This window comes from Pseudomonas triticicola (genome assembly GCF_019145375.1).
Lineage (GTDB): Bacteria > Pseudomonadota > Gammaproteobacteria > Pseudomonadales > Pseudomonadaceae > Aquipseudomonas > Aquipseudomonas triticicola.
In genome coordinates this window covers 4,363,070-4,379,032 of sequence record NZ_JAHSTX010000001.1, presented here as the reverse complement: position 1 = coordinate 4,379,032, position 15,963 = coordinate 4,363,070, and the positions used below count along the sequence as shown (strand labels likewise).

Annotated in this window: 14 protein-coding genes; 11 read left to right on the top strand and 3 right to left on the bottom strand. The window is 59.1% G+C overall.

The annotated features are described in order from the left end of the window. The first annotated feature begins 314 nt into the window (after positions 1-314). A complete protein-coding gene (locus tag KVG85_RS19300; RefSeq protein WP_217864684.1) occupies positions 315-1,328 on the top strand; it encodes an ABC transporter substrate-binding protein in 1,014 nt (337 codons plus the stop codon). 86 nt (positions 1,329-1,414) lie between these two features. Here the strand turns inward: KVG85_RS19300 and KVG85_RS19295 are convergent, their stop codons facing one another. Beyond that, positions 1,415-2,335 (bottom strand): LysR family transcriptional regulator, encoded by a 921-nt coding sequence (locus KVG85_RS19295; protein WP_217864683.1) that lies wholly within the window; start codon positions 2,333-2,335, stop codon positions 1,415-1,417. A gap of 182 nt (positions 2,336-2,517) precedes the next feature. Here KVG85_RS19295 and KVG85_RS19290 point away from each other — a divergent pair, with 182 nt between their 5' ends. Further along, entirely contained in the window at positions 2,518-3,438 is a 921-nt protein-coding gene (locus KVG85_RS19290) for a TauD/TfdA dioxygenase family protein (protein WP_122508386.1), read from the top strand. Positions 3,439-3,543: 105 nt separating this feature from the next. Here KVG85_RS19290 and KVG85_RS19285 read toward each other — a convergent pair whose 3' ends face one another. Next, positions 3,544-5,160, bottom strand: a complete 1,617-nt coding sequence (locus KVG85_RS19285) for an alkaline phosphatase family protein (RefSeq protein WP_217864682.1) — start codon at positions 5,158-5,160, stop codon at positions 3,544-3,546. Between the two features lie 178 nt (positions 5,161-5,338). After that, positions 5,339-6,283 (bottom strand): LysR family transcriptional regulator, encoded by a 945-nt coding sequence (locus KVG85_RS19280; RefSeq protein ID WP_217864681.1) that lies wholly within the window; start codon positions 6,281-6,283, stop codon positions 5,339-5,341. Positions 6,284-6,448: 165 nt separating this feature from the next. Between KVG85_RS19280 and KVG85_RS19275 the strand changes: the two genes are divergently transcribed. The 9 genes from KVG85_RS19275 (at position 6,449) to KVG85_RS19235 (ending at position 15,955) form a co-directional block, all read left to right on the top strand. Further along, positions 6,449-8,809: a TonB-dependent receptor gene (locus KVG85_RS19275; RefSeq protein ID WP_217864680.1), complete on the top strand. Its 2,361-nt coding sequence runs from the start codon at positions 6,449-6,451 to the stop codon at positions 8,807-8,809. A gap of 23 nt (positions 8,810-8,832) precedes the next feature. Beyond that, positions 8,833-10,176 carry an aryl-sulfate sulfotransferase gene (locus KVG85_RS19270; RefSeq protein ID WP_217864679.1) on the top strand — a complete coding sequence of 448 codons (1,344 nt, stop codon included), beginning with the start codon at positions 8,833-8,835 and terminating at the stop codon, positions 10,174-10,176. A gap of 189 nt (positions 10,177-10,365) precedes the next feature. After that, positions 10,366-10,692, top strand: a complete 327-nt coding sequence (locus KVG85_RS19265; RefSeq protein WP_122605710.1) for a hypothetical protein — start codon at positions 10,366-10,368, stop codon at positions 10,690-10,692. A 381-nt stretch (positions 10,693-11,073) separates the two neighbouring features. Then, complete coding sequence (locus KVG85_RS19260; RefSeq protein ID WP_217864678.1) at positions 11,074-11,883, top strand: energy transducer TonB; 810 nt, start codon at positions 11,074-11,076, stop codon at positions 11,881-11,883. A gap of 45 nt (positions 11,884-11,928) precedes the next feature. Continuing rightward, on the top strand, positions 11,929-12,654 hold the full coding sequence (locus KVG85_RS19255) for a MotA/TolQ/ExbB proton channel family protein (protein ID WP_041477454.1): 726 nt from the start codon (positions 11,929-11,931) through the stop codon (positions 12,652-12,654). Position 12,655: 1 nt separating this feature from the next. Further along, the gene (locus KVG85_RS19250; protein ID WP_024011153.1) at positions 12,656-13,057 is read left to right on the top strand and encodes an ExbD/TolR family protein; all 402 of its coding nucleotides are present in this window, start codon (positions 12,656-12,658) and stop codon (positions 13,055-13,057) included. 367 nt (positions 13,058-13,424) lie between these two features. Beyond that, entirely contained in the window at positions 13,425-14,006 is a 582-nt protein-coding gene (locus KVG85_RS19245; RefSeq protein WP_122611161.1) for an alpha/beta hydrolase, read from the top strand. 51 nt (positions 14,007-14,057) lie between these two features. Next, a complete protein-coding gene (locus KVG85_RS19240; RefSeq protein ID WP_217864677.1) occupies positions 14,058-14,990 on the top strand; it encodes a sigma 54-interacting transcriptional regulator in 933 nt (310 codons plus the stop codon). Between the two features lie 167 nt (positions 14,991-15,157). Then, positions 15,158-15,955 (top strand): MetQ/NlpA family ABC transporter substrate-binding protein, encoded by a 798-nt coding sequence (locus KVG85_RS19235; protein WP_016772222.1) that lies wholly within the window; start codon positions 15,158-15,160, stop codon positions 15,953-15,955. Positions 15,956-15,963: the final 8 nt, after the last annotated feature.

The following is a 15,963-nucleotide window of genomic DNA, read 5'->3' as shown; positions in this document are numbered from 1 at the left end:
CATTGATGGCGGCTGGCATTGGCCTCTTCGCGAGCAGGCTCGCTCCCACTTTGGGTTTCGTCATATATGAAACTGATCTAACAGCGTTGCGTTAGATGCTATCGGGAGATAAGCGAATCCATTTAAGGCTTGCCTGCTTACGCGCATCCAATGCATTCGAAGAATATTTTCGATGCTGTTAATGCATATCGCGCTGCAAACCGCACACGCCCTCGCTTAGGTCATATGGATATAAAAATGTGCATTTATAGTATTTAAGTGGAGGTATGCATCCAGCCTACTTTCAGCTCCTCAGCGATCAAGGAGCCGCACCCATGAACCTTCCCTTCAAACGAATCATCAGCCTGCTGGCCGCCCCGGCGCTTGCAGGCTTTCTTGCGCTTGGCGCCCAAGCCGGAGAACTCAAGGAAATCCGCATCGCCGTGCCCGACCTCAGCGCCGGCACTCAACACAGCGGCGGCGGCATCGTCGATGTGCTGCGCGATCAGCAGATCTTCGAAAAGGCCTTCGCCGAGCAGGGCATCAAGATCCAGTGGAGTTTTTTCAAGGGCGCCGGGCCGGTGATCAATGAGGCGTTTGCCAATGGCCAGGTCGATCTGGCCTATCTTGGCGATCTGGCCGCGATCATCGGAAAATCCAATGGCCTGGACACGCGCCTGCTCAGCGCCACGGCACGTGGGGTCAAGCAATACCTCGGCGTGGTGCCCGGCTCGGGAATCAAGACCCTGCAGGATCTCAAAGGCAAACGCGTGGCGATCTTTCGCGGGACGGCGACGCAGCTGTCGTTCGATGCGGCGCTGGCCAGTCAGGGCCTGAGCGAGAAGGATCTGAAGGTGATCAATCTGGATTTCAACGCGGCGGTCTCGGCGCTCGCGGCCAAGCAGATCGATGCCTCGTGGGGCAGCTCCGCGCTGAGTGCGTTGCAAGCCAAAGGCCTGGCGGAATTGCCGCTCAACACCAAGGATCTTGGCGGCGCTGGCAGCGTGCAGGCGGTGTTGCTGGGTAATGGCAAGTTTGTCGACGCCCATCCAGAGGTCATTGCGAAACTGCTCAAGGCGCAGCAGCAAGCGGTCGAGTGGCTGACGCAGGACAGCAACAAGGACGCCTATGTGCAGCTGGTATCAGGGCTGGCCAGTTATCCGCCGGTGATTCTGGCTCAGGATCTGAAGGATCAGAATCTCAGCGAGATTTTCCCGTCGACACTGGATCCGGTGTTCTTGAGCGGCCTGCAGGGCAAGGTTGACCTGGCGGCGCAGCAGAAGCTGATTCGCAAGCCGTTCAAGGTCAGCGATTGGGTGGCGCCTGAGCTCTCAGCCGCCAGGCTCTAGAAGCAAAAGATCGCAGCCTTCGGCAGCTCCTACAGGAAAACGCATTCCCCTGTAGGAGCTGCCGAAGGCTGCGATCTTTATGGGTTTCAGACAGCTACGCTGACGTCCTGCCGATCCACAGCGACCAACGTCTCGATCATTGCCCTCGCCGCCGGCGACAACCGAAATCCGGTGCGGCTGACGATGCCGCAGCGGGCGTTCATGCTTTCGAGGTTCTGCGGCAGGTTGCGCCAATGCAGCAGCACCAGCGAACCCTTGGCGACATCCTCAATAAACGCCTCCTCCGTGCCGACGCCGATCGCGTTGGATTGCAGTACCACTTTGACCAGCGCCGGAAAGTGCTCGGTCTCGATGGTCGGTGAGAAATCGATGCGCCCGCTGAGGTTCGCCAGCAGCTTGCGAATGCCTGGCGGGATCAGGGTGGCGGCCAGGGGAAAGTCGAACATGTCGTTGGTCGACAGGCTTTCCTTGGCCAGCAACGGATGCCCCGGCCGGCAGAAAAACACCCCGCGCTTGGGCGTCAGCGGTTGCGTCTGGAAATTAGGGTCGGACTCGAAATGGCGGATATCGGCGATGAAGAATTCGATCTCTTCGCGGATCAGCGCGCGGCTGAGTTTTTCCCAGTTATCCACCTGAAAACAGGTGCGCACTTTCGGATGCGCATTGATGAACTGCGCCACCGCATCGGGCACCAGTTTCACCGCTGGCGCCGGCCCGCAACCAAAATGCACTTCGCCGGCGTCGAGCTTGGTCATTTGCGTCACTTCAGCGCTGAGCAACGCTGCGCCCTGCACCAGGCTCAAGGCATGTTGCAGCACCACCTGGCCCTCGGGCGTCGGACGCAGATCCTTGTTGCCGCGATCGACCAGCACGCAACCGAACTCCTGCTCCAATCCCTGAATGCTGCGGCTGAACGCCGGTTGAGTGATGCCCATGGCGTCTGCCGCACGGACAAAACTGCGGTGTTCGTTGAGGGCGATGAAGTAGCGCAACTGGCGAAGATCCATATGCTTTTCCGGCATCCTAAAAATAGCTCGAAGGCATTTGCGACGAGGGTTGCTTGAGGTTTTAAATGCAAGCTCTTATTCCGTCAACGAAGCATATGAATATCTATTAGATGTAATTGGAATATAGATAGAGCGTTGTTTCGCTGCCGCCAAAACCGCAAACCGTCGATGAGGGTCTTCCCATGAGCAATGCCGCACTCGCCGTAAAACCCGTTTCTCACGCGCTGGAAATTCACCCGGTAGCCGGTCGTATCGGTGCCGAAATTCGTGGCGTGCATCTGTCCGGTGAGCTGGACGCCGCCACTGTCGAAGCCATCCAGCAAGCCTTGGTCGAATACAAAGTGCTGTTCTTCCGCGAGCAGACGCAACTCGACGATCAGCGTCAGGAAGCCTTCGCCCATCTGCTTGGCGAACCGGTGGCGCACCCGACCGTGCCATCGCGCGAAGGCACCCGTTACCTGCTCGAGCTGGACGGCGCCGAAGGTCAGCGCGCCAACTCCTGGCACACCGACGTGACTTTCGTCGACGCTTACCCGAAAGCCTCGATCCTGCGCTCGGTGGTCGCCCCGGCCTTCGGCGGCGATACGCTGTGGGCCAACACCGCGACCGCTTACCGCGGCTTGCCGAGCGAGCTGCGTGAGCTGGCCGATAAACTGACCGCTGTGCACAGCAACGAGTACGATTACGCCGGTGCGAAGCCGGATGTCTCGGCAGAGAAGCTGGAGCGCTATCGCAAAGTCTTCACCTCGACCGTCTACGAAACCGAGCACCCGGTGGTGCGCGTGCACCCGATCAGCGGCGAGAAGAGCTTGCTGCTGGGGCATTTCGTCAAACGCATCAAAGGTTATTCACAGGCCGATTCGGCACACCTGTTCGGCTTGCTGCAGAGCCATGTGATCCGCCAGGAAAACACCGTGCGCTGGCGCTGGCAGGCTGCAGATGTGGCGATCTGGGACAACCGCTCGACGCAGCATTACGCGATTGATGATTACGGCACCCAGGATCGCGTGGTGCGCCGGGTGACGCTCAAGGGCGAGGTGCCAGTGGGGGTGAGTGGGCAGCGGAGTCTGACCATTAAGGGCGCGGATATCGTCGGCGTCTGATTGGCCTCTTCGCGAGCAGGCTCGCTCCCACAATGGTTTAGTGCCGAACACTAGGACGTGATCGACGCCAATCCCTGTGGGAGCGAGCCTGCTCGCGAAGGGCTTTCACCACATTCCGATCTGAACAACCTTGTCGGTGTCCGGTTCGCCATAACGAAACCACTGCCCGCGCAAATCGATCTCCGGATGGCTGATCGTCGTCCGCCGCTTCAGTGCGCGTACCCATTCAAACAGATACCCCGCATGCTCCTCGCGCACCGCCGCGTACGCCGGGTCCTCACCCAGATCATTCAGCTCCTGCGGATCATTCAACAGATCAAACAACTGCGGTCTAAACCCGTCGTACGCCAGGTATTTCCAGCGCTCGCTGCGCACCATGGTCATGCGGCACCGGTCGATCGGCTGGCCGAGGCGTTCCCGCGCCGGGGCCTGGAAGGCGTAGTCGTATTCGCTGATCGCATAGCGGCGCCAATCGGGATTTTCCCCGTGCAGCAGCGGGATCAAGGAACGCCCTTCCAGCCGGTGTTCCGCGCCCGCTAATCCCAACGCTTGAAGAAACGTCGGCAGCGCATCGATGGTTTCCGCCAGCCGCTCATCGACAGTGCCGCGAGTGACATCCGCCGCCGCCCGAGGGTCGCGCACGATCAACGGCACGCCCACCGCCTGCTCGAGCAAAAACTCCTTCTCACCGAGCCAATGATCGCCAAGGAAATCGCCGTGATCGCTGGTGAACACGATCAACGTGTCATCCCAACGCCCGTTGCTCTGCAGAAAATCGAACAGCCGCCCCAACTGATCATCCACTTGCTTGATCAGGCCCATGTAGGTCGGGATTACATTCAATCGTACTGAATCGCGGGAGAAGTTGAGGCTTTCCTCATGCTGGCGAAAGGCAGTGTATACGGGGTGTTTGCTGGCTGCGGAGGGCGTCGCGCGGACCGCTTCGAGAATCGATTTCGTACTGTACAAGGCGTGGTACGGTTCCGGTACGATGTAGGGCCAATGCGGTTTGATGTACGAGAGGTGTAAACACCAGGATTTCTCGCCTTGCTCGGTGATGAAGTCGATGGCGCGATTTGTAGTGTAGACAGTCTCTGAGTGCTGCTCGGGAATTCGTGCTGGCAAATTCGCATGACGCATTTTCCAGCCGCTGAGGATTTCACCGTTCTCGCCTTCGGCGGCATTCGCCCAGTTGTGCCAGGGATTCTTGCCATCGAAGCCCTGCGCGCGCAGGTATTGGGTATAGGGCGCGGATTCGCGCTTGTCGTCGAATGACGGATCGTCGGGGTAGATACCGTCGTGGCGCAGGTACGGTTCGAAGCCGACCTCATTGAGCAACTCGGCTTGCGCGCTGTCCGGGTTGATCGCCAGGCGCTGCAAGGCGTCGACATTGGCCGTCGCATGGGTCTTGCCGACCAGCGCGGTGCGGATGCCGTGAGGTCGCAGGTAATCGCCGATCGTCAATTCATCCAGCGGCAACGGCACCGCGTTCCAGGCCACTTGATGGCTGCTGACATAGCGCCCGGTGTAGGCCGACATCCGCGACGGGCCGCAGATCGTGCCTTGGGTGTAGGCACGGCTGAAACGAACGCCTTCGGCGGCGAGGCGATCGATGTTCGGTGTGTGCAGATGCGGGTGGCCGTAGCAGGACAGGTAATCGCGGCGCAGTTGATCGCACATGATGTACAGCACGTTGCGCACGGGGTTGGGAGGAGTGGGCATGGAGTTCACCGGTCAGTGGGACAGGTGAGGGTTTTTGCTGTCGGTGGGGGTTTTCGGCAAGTGCATTTGGGGAATGGTTTTTATGCAGCGATTGCATCAGCCTCTTCGCGAGCAGGCTCGCTCCCACATTTGAAATGCGTATTCCTGTGGGAGCGAGCCTGCTCGCGAAGGGGCCAGCTCAGACAGCAAAATTCTCCAGCGAACACACTTCCTGATCCTCCGCATCAACCACTTTGATCTGCTCAATCATCGCTTCGGCCAACGGTGACAACCGATACCCGGCGCGGCTGACGATGCCATAGCGGGTGTACAGCTCCTCCAGATCATCGGCCAGGCCTTCGATCTTCAAACAGACCAGCTCACCCTTGGCCAGATGCAGCGCATCGGAATACGCGCCGACAATTCCGATCGCCTCCGAGCGCAACACCACACTCAATAGACTCGAGCCGTTTTCGCATTCCACATTCGGGGCGAAATCCGGACGACCGCTGAGGTCGACGATGACCTTGCGCAGGTTCGGCGGGCGGATGCTGACCGCCAGTGGATAACTCAGCAATTGCTCGGCAGTGATGCGTTCAAACGCCGTCAGTGGATGCCCGGCGCGGCAGCAGAAATGCCATTTGCGTGCCCGCAAGCGGTAGGTCTGGTAATCCGGATCGGCCTCGAATTGCCGGGTATCGGCGACGAAGAATTCGAACTCTTCGCTGAGCAGGCGTTTGCTCAGGCTCTGCCAGTCATCGACTTGAAATTGCACTCGCGCTTTCGGGTAGCGGCCGATGAGCGCGCCGATCGCGCGTGGGATCAATCCAGCGGCTGGCGCCGGCCCGCAGCCAAAGCGCAATTCCCCGGCCTCGAGGCCATTGAACTGGCTGATCTCATTGGCCATCTGCTGCGCACCGCTGACCAGTCGCCGCGCATGTTCGAGCAGCACATGGCCCTGTTTGGTAGGCGGCAATTCCTTGCGCCCACGGTCGACCAACTGGCAGCCGACGCTGTGTTCCAGTGCTTGGATGCTGCGGCTGAATGCCGACTGCGACAGGTTCACCGCCTGCGCGCCAGCGACGAAGCTGCGTTGCTCAACCAGAGCGATGAAGTGACGCAATTGGCGCAACTCGATATGCATTTTTCACATAAAAAATATCCGGGAAATGCATTGGATATGCATTAGGTCGACTCCTTATAAAGGCAATCTCTTATGCAGTAAATATTTCGAAATCCATAAATAAATAACTTAAAAGAATATGCAGCACTGAAGATGTCTGTGTGTTTTTTGACCAGGAGCCGCGCCATGAGTCCGTTGAATCTCGCGTTACCCCCATCACCCCGACGGCTCAAACGCCTGGCTTTGGCGCTGTTGCTGGCAGGCAGCGCCAGCTGGACTCACGGCTATGCCGCCGAAGCCGAAACCCCTCCGCCCGTCCCCGCAGGCACAGCGGCGGCCAACGGTTCGCAGCTGGAAACCGTGACCGTCACCACCCGCCGCCGCGAAGAAAGTTCGCAAGACGTGCCGACGCCAATGAGCGTGGTCAGTGGGCAGAATCTGGAGACGCAACGGGTTTACCGGATTCAGGACTTGCAGCAACTGGTGCCCAGCGTCAACGTCGCTTACATGCATGCGCGCCAGTCCAGCGTGTCGATCCGTGGCCTGGGTAACAACCCGGCCAGTGATGGCCTGGAAGGCAGCGTTGGCCTGTACATCGACAACGTTTATCTGGGCCGTCCGGGGATGGCGGTGTTCGACCTGATGGACATCGAACAGCTCGAGGTCTTGCGCGGTCCGCAAGGCACGCTGTTCGGCAAGAACACCACCGCCGGGGTCATCAACATCAGCACCCGCGCCCCCAGTTTCACACCGGAACGCAGTATCGAAACCTCGGTCGGCGAGGACGGTTACTTCCAGACCAAGGGCACGATTTCCGGGCCGCTCAACGATCAACTGGCCGGGCGCTTCTCGGCGTATCGCACGCGCAGCGACGGTGACATCAAGAACGAATACGACGGCCACGACCTCAACGGTGGTTCGCGCGAGGGCTTCCGCGCGCAGCTGTTGTTCAAGCCCAATGAAGATTTCAATCTGCGCTGGATCGGCGATTACAACGAAGAAGATTCCAGCGCCGGCACCCGGGTGTTGTACAACACCGGGCCGACCATCAACGGCGTCAACCTGTATGAAGCGCGGGCCAGTGCGGCCGGGGCGACGCTGGTCAACGGCCGGCATCGCAAGGTCAATCTCGATAACGACCAGCACGTCACCGTGCATCAGGGCGGCACGTCGGTGGAAGCCAACTGGACGTTGCCGAGCGACTTCACCCTGACGTCGGTCAGCTCTTATCGTTTCTGGAATTTCACCCCGCGCAACGACGATGGCCTCAACGTGCCGGCCAGTTACAACGCCGGCGTGTCGGTGGAAGACAAACAGTATTCGCAGGAATTGCGCCTGGCGTCGCCCAAGGGTGAGTTCTTCGATTATGTGGTCGGCGCCTACTATTTCGGCTCGGATCTGGACAACAAATCCTTCGCCTATTACGGCCCGCAAGCTGATATCTGGAATGGTACGGCGCCCGGTGCGCTGGCCAACGTCACCAGTGTTGGCAACGGCCATATCAAGACCGACAGTTTTGCGCTGTTCGCCCAAGGCACATGGCACCTCACCGAGCGCCTGGATTTCACCGCCGGGGTGCGTGGCACTTATGAAGAAAAATCCGCTTGGGTCACGCGCGATGCCCCGGTCGGCGGCGCGGCGATCACGGGAGCGGCGGCCACCGCACGACGTGGTCGTACCGGCGCTTACGACTCTGGCGATTTGAATCAGTACAGCTCCAGTCCTTCCGGGCTGCTCAACCTCAGCTATCGCATCACCGATGATGTATTGGGTTATGCCACGGTGTCCCACGGCGAGAAATCCGGCGGGGTTAATCTCGCCGTCGGTTCCGCTCCGGTGGTCGGCGCCGATTCGCTGCTGATCGGCACCGAACGCGCGAACAACGCCGAACTCGGCTTCAAGAGCACGCTGTGGGATCACCGTCTGCAACTCAATGCCAACGTGTTCTGGACGCAGGTCAACGCTTACCAGACCAACGCCTACGACGCGGAAAATCGCGTGCAGTACCTGACCAACGCCGGTTCCGTGCGCTCGCGCGGCGTCGAGTTCGAAAGTACGGTGATCCCGTTGCGCGGTCTGACCCTGAACATCAACGGCTCCTACAACGACGTCAGCTATCTCTCTTACAAAGATGCCCCGTGCCCGCCGGAAGTCAGTCAGGCGCCGGGCGCTCCAGCGTCTTGCGATCTCAGCGGGCATCAAGTGGTCGGCGCCTCGAAATGGATCGGCAACGCCAACGGTGAATACAAATGGAATCTGGATAACGGCTTCGAACCTTACGTCACCGCGAGCTACGCATTCCGTTCGAAAGCCGTCGGTACGGTCGAGGATTCCGACTACGGCCAGATCCCGAGTTATGCGGTGGTCAACTTTTCCACCGGCCTGCGTGGCGACTTCAATCAGGGCCAGTGGGACGTGTCGCTGTGGCTGAAAAACGCTTTCGACAAAACCTACTACACAACCCTGTGGACCGGCGGCAACGGCGGCTATGAAGGCCTGCTCGGCACACCGCGCACGTTGGGCGTCACCGGTCGCTACGACTTCTGATTCGTCATTCAAGGAGCTGCATCATGTTGCGTATCAAAACGGCTTTGCCGGTGTTGCTGTCCGGCGCAGTGCTCAGTGCCGGCGCCCTCGCCGCACCGAGTGTTTACCCGACGGGCGTCACTCGTTACGACCCGAACAAGGCGTTCAACCAGTACGTGATTTTCAGCGGCGCCGACAAACAGACGCACCTGATCGACATGAACGGCAACGAGGTGAGAACCTGGCCGCAGGCGGGCTTCCCGTCGGCGATTATCGATCCGAAACTGGTCGGCGGCGAGCGTGGGCATGTGCTGCTGCAACTGAGTGAAAAGGATCCCGGCAAGCTCGGTTCGGCCGGCAACGGTCTGGGCAATCAGAGCGTCGGCGAGCTGGACTGGAGCGGCAAAGTCGTCTGGCAATGGGGCGACAAGGCACCTGGTGGCGCGGCGCAACAGCACCATGATCAGCGCCGTTTGAGCAACGGCAACACCGTGGTGCTTGCGAACAAGGTGCACAAGGTCAAAGGCTTCAAAGTGCCCGAGGTGATCGACGATGCGATCTATGAAGTCAGTCCCGACGGTGCGGTGAAATGGCAGTGGCTGGCCTCCGAACATCTCAATGAATTCGGCTTCACTGCCGAGCAGTTGAAACTGGTGCGTGCCAGTGGAAATCCGGACTACCTGCATATCAACAACCTCAGCCTGGTAGGGCCGAACAAGTGGTTCGATGCCGGTGACAAGCGCTTCAATCCGGACAACCTGCTGATCGATTCACGCAACGCCAACTTCATCGCGATCATCGACAAGAGCAGCGGCAAAGTGGTCTGGCGCCTCGGCCCGAACCTGCCGCTGATCAACCCGAAAACCGCGCAGAAACTGCCGCGCCCGGTGGATCAGTTTGTCGGTCAGCATGATGCGCACATCATTCCGGCTGGATTGCCTGGCGCGGGCAATTTGCTGGTGTTCGACAACCAGGGGGCGGCGGGTTATCCGAACGTCACCCTCGGGCTGATTTCCGGTTCGCGGGTATTGGAAATCGATCCGCAGAAAAACCAGATCGTCTGGCAGTACAGTGCGGCAAATTCCAAGCAGCCTGGGTGGGCGTTCTACAGTTCTTTCATCGGCAGTGCGCGGCGCTTGCCCAATGGCAACACGCTGATCGACGAGGGCATGAACGGACGGTTTTTCCAGCTGACGGCCAACGGTGAAAACGTCTGGGAATACATCAGCCCGTATCTCGGCAAGGCACCGGGCAGCGATGCGATCAGCAACTGGGTGTATCGGGCGCTCCCTGTGAGTTATGACTGGGTGCCAACGGGCACGCCACGCTCCGAGACAGCGGATATTGCACCCGTTGTCGGCGTGCAGCAAACCAATGCCAGCCGTTAGTTGAATTGGAATTAATGCGCGAACGAACGGCGATAAGTTATGAGGCGGATGAATAGCGCTTATTGCTAATTCGTTAGTAAGTCACGTGGACAATAAGTGAATGTCCGACCATTCTGACTGTCGTGAGTTTCCAGGAGGAAACTTGCTCTCATCGGAAGACACTTATCCAACGATAAAGGAAATCTCGTTATGTCGAGCATTAATGGCACTTATGTAAATTCCAACTCTGGCGCCAAGCTGGTGATTACCGATGGTAATGATTCCAACGGCTCGTTCAGCGGAACGTTGAGTCAGGGTGGCGTGAATTACGACATCCGTTATGGAAACTACCATTTCCAAAACAGTACCGGTAACCCGACCACCATTGCAGTACTTGCTCAGAATGGTAATAGCGGTTATCAGACATGGACACTGTTTTCGCCGGATCATAACTACGCAAAATTGCGCGCTGCCGGCTCCCGTACAAACTTCGATGGTGATGTGGTGACCTTGGGCGGGGAATTCGTAAAACAGTAGTCTTGCTTAAAAAATTAAAAGGTCGGCGCACGAAAGTGCTCCGGTTTTTTTGTTATTCAGAAAAAATCATTATCAACTATCTACTTGGTATTAGTCGTCCTGCAAAACCGGGGCAGGCGAATTTGATGCGTTGCATGAATACTTTCGATGCCTGAAAAGCATGCACATTCTCACCTGTCGCTGCAGCCCGCGTGGCACGTGGCTTTGGCGGAAGTGGTCAATTTAGATATTCCATAAAAGCCTATGTCTAACGTTAAAGATTACTTTCGGAGATAAGCGGCAAGCCCAATGATTCACCCATCGATCCACCGTGGGGGATTCAACAAACGGTTGATCGGCAGTTTTTGTAGAGAACGCAAAAAGACCGCAGGGAGTGAATCAATGGGCAATGTCCAGACCGCCGCCAGCGCAGGGGAATTGTTGTGGCGGCACACGCCGAGTGGCGAACTGGTCGATCTTGGCCGGCCGCACCGTGTGCCGTTGGGACAGTTGCGTTTGCAGCGTGCGCCCAAGGGCATTTTGAGTCGGCGCGAAACCCTTCTGCTCGGTGTGCTCGCGTTGATCGTGCACGGTGCAGTGATTTATTGGGTCAGCCAGAAACCGACGCCGGTGCTGCCGGTGGTACCGCCGGAAATTCCGCCGATGACCATCGAGTTTTCACGCCCGGCTCCGCCCGCGCCGCCGGTTGTTGCGCCGCCACCACCGGCGCCCGTGGTCGAGCCGCCACCGCCAGTGGAGGACGAGTTGGCGGTGAAACCGCCGCCGCCCAAGCCGATTCCCAAACCCAAACCGATGGTGAAACCGCCGCCCAAACCGGTGCCAAAGGCAGTAGAGCAACCGTCAGCGCCAGCGAAACCGATAGCGCCCGTCGCCGCACCAGCGCCGGCTGCGCCACCGGCACCGGCGCCCGTTACCCCGGCGTCAGCCAACGCTGCGTATCTGAAAAACCCGGCGCCGGAATATCCGTCGCTGGCCCAGCGTCGCGGTTGGGAAGGCACGGTGTTGTTACGCGTGCATGTGTTGGCCAGCGGCAAACCGGGCGAGATCCAGATTGCCAAAAGCAGCGGCCGCCAGCAGTTCGACGACGCCGCGCTCAACGCTGTGAAGCGCTGGAGTTTCGTACCGGCCAAGCAGGGTGACGTCGCCCAGGATGGCTGGGTCAGCGTGCCCATCGATTTCAAGATTCATTAAACCGAAACCAAATTCGCGCGAAATGTTTACACGAGGGAACACATCATGACGTTACTGGCATCTCCACTGGAATCCATCGAAAGCGCGGTGATCTGGCTGCTGGTGGTTTTTTCCGTCGCCACTTGGGGCCTGGCGTTGCTCAAGGCTGTGCAGTTCGGTCGTCTGAAAGCGCAGGATCGGCGCTTTCATAAACGTTTCTGGGCGGCGTCGAGTCTGGATGCCGCCGCCGAGCTGAGCGAAACCCAGCCCGGCGCCGCAGCGCGAGTTGCGCAGGCGGGCTATGCAGCGATCCAGGTGGGCGAGGCGCCGCAGGCGAATGATCTGAGCCAGGCGATCAATCATCAGGATCGCCTGGAGCGCGCCCTGCGCCAGCAGATCGTCCGTGAACGGCGCTCGCTGGAAACCGGTCTGGCGGTTGTCGCGAGTATCGGCAGCACCTCGCCGTTCATTGGTCTGTTTGGCACGGTGTGGGGAATCATGGAGGCCTTGAAAGGCATCAGCGCCGCCGGTTCGGCGAGCCTGGAAACGGTGGCCGGGCCGATCGGTGCGGCGCTTGTTGCGACCGGCGTGGGTATCGCCGTCGCGGTGCCGGCGGTGCTGGTTTACAACTATTTTTTGCGAAGGCTGAAACTGACCGCAGCGGATCTCGATGACTTCGCCCACGACTTCTACAGCCTGGCGCAGAAGAGTGCGTTCCGCGTGCTGATCCACCCGACCGCACACAAGGTTGCAACGTCGGGCAACGCGGCAAAAGTCAAGGAGGCGTCCTGATATGGCCTTTTCCACGCAAGACACGGATGAGGTGCTCAGCGAAATCAACGTGACGCCGCTGGTAGACGTGATGCTGGTGCTGCTGGTGGTGTTTATCGTCACCGCGCCGCTGCTGACCAACGCGATCCCGATCAACCTGCCGAAGACCGAAGCGGTGGCACCGGTCGAGCAGAAGGATCCGCTGGTGGTGAGCATCGACGGCGCCGGCAAGCTGTTTATCAACAAGGACCAGATTCAGCCCGACTTGCTGGAATTCAACCTCAAGTCGGCCAAGGCCAAGGACCCGGAAGTGCGCGTGCAATTGCAGGCCGATGACGGGGTGAACTACGGCGAAGTGGCGCGAGCCATGGCTTCGATCGAACGGGCGGGGATTACCAAGTTGTCGGTGATCACCGCGCGGTGACAGATACAACGTTTTTCCGGGGCCGTCTCCTTGGCAGGGTGCGGCCCTTTTTTTGCGTTCGGTTTTTGAAAAAGCCCCTCACCCTAGCCCTCTCCCGGAGGGAGAGGGGACTGACCGGGGTGTCTGGCGGCTATACACCGATATGAGAAATCCAGTCGAACTCAAGATTTGAAGAACCTGAAGATCGGCTCCCTTTCCCCCCTCGCCCCCTTGGGGGAGAGGGTTGGGGTGAGGGGGAGGAATCTTATGCCCTACACAAATCACATATTCGATACAGGTCTTAATAAATAGCTTCTTATTCCTTAACGAATATAACTCCCGTCCCTATACTCGACCCGGAACAGACACGCCGCAGGAGAGCTTCCCCATGCGCAACGAATCAATCCGCTACCTGATTGTGCCGGGCTGGCAAGGATCGCCAGAAGATCATTGGCAAAGCCATTGGCAGAACAGCCTGCCGAACAGCGCGCGGGTGGAACAGGCCGATTGGCTGACGCCGCGTCGTGAAGACTGGGTCGCCGCGCTGGCCGAAGCGATCGCCGCCGATAGCACGCCAGTGATTCTCATCGCTCACAGCCTCGGCTGCATCACCGTTGCCCACTGGGCGGCGACTGCGCCGTTGCAATACCTGCGTCAGGTGCGCGGGGCGTTGCTGGTTGCGCCGGCCGATGTCGAGCGTCCTGCGTGCGCGCCGGCACTGCGCAATTTCGCGCCGATTCCGACGGATCTGTTGCCATTCCCCAGTCAGGTCGTCAGCTCCGACAACGACGCCGCCGTCAGTGCGCCGCGCGCATTGGAAATGGCGCGCAACTGGGGCGCGGAGGCGGGGATTCTCGCCGGGGCCGGGCACATCAACGTCAAGTCCGGGCATCAGCGTTGGGAGCAGGGGTTTGCCTACCTCTATCGCCTGCAAAACCGCCTGGAACATCACGCCCGCCGTCGCGCCTGACCTTACTATTCAACGCCCCCGTCGGCTGGCGGTTTTGGGCGGGAGCCTGCCATGAGTCTCGAAACCTTCGGTCAGCCCTTGCTGACCTTTCCCGATGCAGAAAAAAGTCCCCTGAGCATTCGCGCCAAGGCGCTGGTGTTCGTCGACCCACGCTCGCGGCAATTGCGCGAGGAATTGGAGCAGTTGGCGACCCGTTCGATTTCAGTGTTGATTCGCGGTGAGACTGGCACCGGTAAAGAGCTGCTCGCCCGGCATATCCATCGCGCCAGTGACCGCAGCGGTCTGTTCGTTTCGGTGAACTGCGGCGCGATCAGCCCGACCTACGCCGACGCCGAACTGTTCGGCTACGCCGCCGGCAGCTACAGTGGTTCGGCCAGCAGCCGCGCCGGCTGGTTCGGTTCGGCCAACGGCGGCACCTTGTACCTGGATGAAATCGGCGATCTGCCGCTGCCAATCCAGATCAAGTTGCTCGCGGCCCTGGAAAACCACGAAGTCACCCGCGTCGGTGCGCATCAGCCGAGTCCGGTGGATGTGCGCCTGGTCGCCGCGACCAGTATTGATCTGGCCCAAGCCGTAGATGCGGGGAAATTCCACGAGCGGCTCTATCACTACCTCAGCGAGGGTCATCTGGAGCTGCCGGCGTTGCGCGCGCGCACCGGCGATATCCTCTCCCTCGCGGAGTATTTCCTCGGCATCTACAGCCAGCGTCTCGACCTGCCTGTGCCGCTGATCAGCGAAGCGGCGCAGCATGTGCTCGAACAACACAGCTGGCCGGGCAACACCCGCGAGCTGGAAAACGTCATTCACTTCGCTCTGCTGGTCAGCACCGGCGACGAGATCCTGCCGGAACATCTGAACCTGCCTGACGCGTCTGCGCCGCAGGTTCAGATCGAACGTCTGGTCAGGCAGACCCATATAGGTGGTAGCAGTGCAGAGCGTAAGGCCTTGAAAGACTGGCTGATTCGCTTGAGCGAGGCGGTGTGAACATTTTCTTCAACATGAACAAAATGGAATATGAAGCTGAATAAACGTTATTGTCCGGGAATAAAAAATCCGGGTATTGTCCGCCTCACGCCAGCGATATCACTTCACTGGCACACGTATTAAATGCCGTCGTCGATGACGACCGTGATTTTCGATAAGGACACTGCATGAAAAAGGTTCTGTTGTTTACCGCATTGGCGGCTGCTCTGACGGCTTCTTTCGCCAACGCCGGCGAGAAACTGGTAGTTGCCGCAACGCCGGTGCCCCACGCTGAAATCCTTGAGCTGATCAAACCGACCCTGGCCAAAGAAGGCGTGGATCTGGAAATCAAGGTTTTCACCGACTACGTGCAACCGAACGTACAGGTCGGCGAGAAGCGTCTGGACGCCAACTACTTCCAGACCCTGCCGTACCTGAACAGCTTCAACCAGGGTAAATACAAGGATGACAAATCCAAGTACCTGGTGACCGTGCAGGGCGTCCACGTTGAACCGTTCGGTGGTTACTCGAGCAAGTACAAGACTCTGGCTGAATTGCCGGACGGCGCGACCATCGCCATCCCCAACGAAGGCAGCAACAGCGGCCGTGCGCTGATCCTGCTGCAGAAGGCTGGTCTGATCGAACTGAAAGACCCGAAGAATGCTTTGGCAACGCCGAAAGACATCGCCAAGAACCCGCACAACTTCAAGTTCAAGGAACTGGAATCGGCTCTGCTGCCGCGTGTGCTGAAGGAAGTTGATCTGGACATGATCAACACCAACTACGCGCTGGAAGCCAAGCTGAATCCGCAGAAAGATGCGCTGGTGATCGAAGGTGCCGACTCGCCGTACGTGAACTTCCTGGTGGCCCGTGAGGACAACAAGAACAGCGACGCGATCCAGAAACTGGCCAAGGCCCTGACCAGCCCGGAAGTCAAAGCGTTCATCGAGAAGAAGTACAGTGGCGCGGTACTGCCGGCGTTCTGATCTGACTT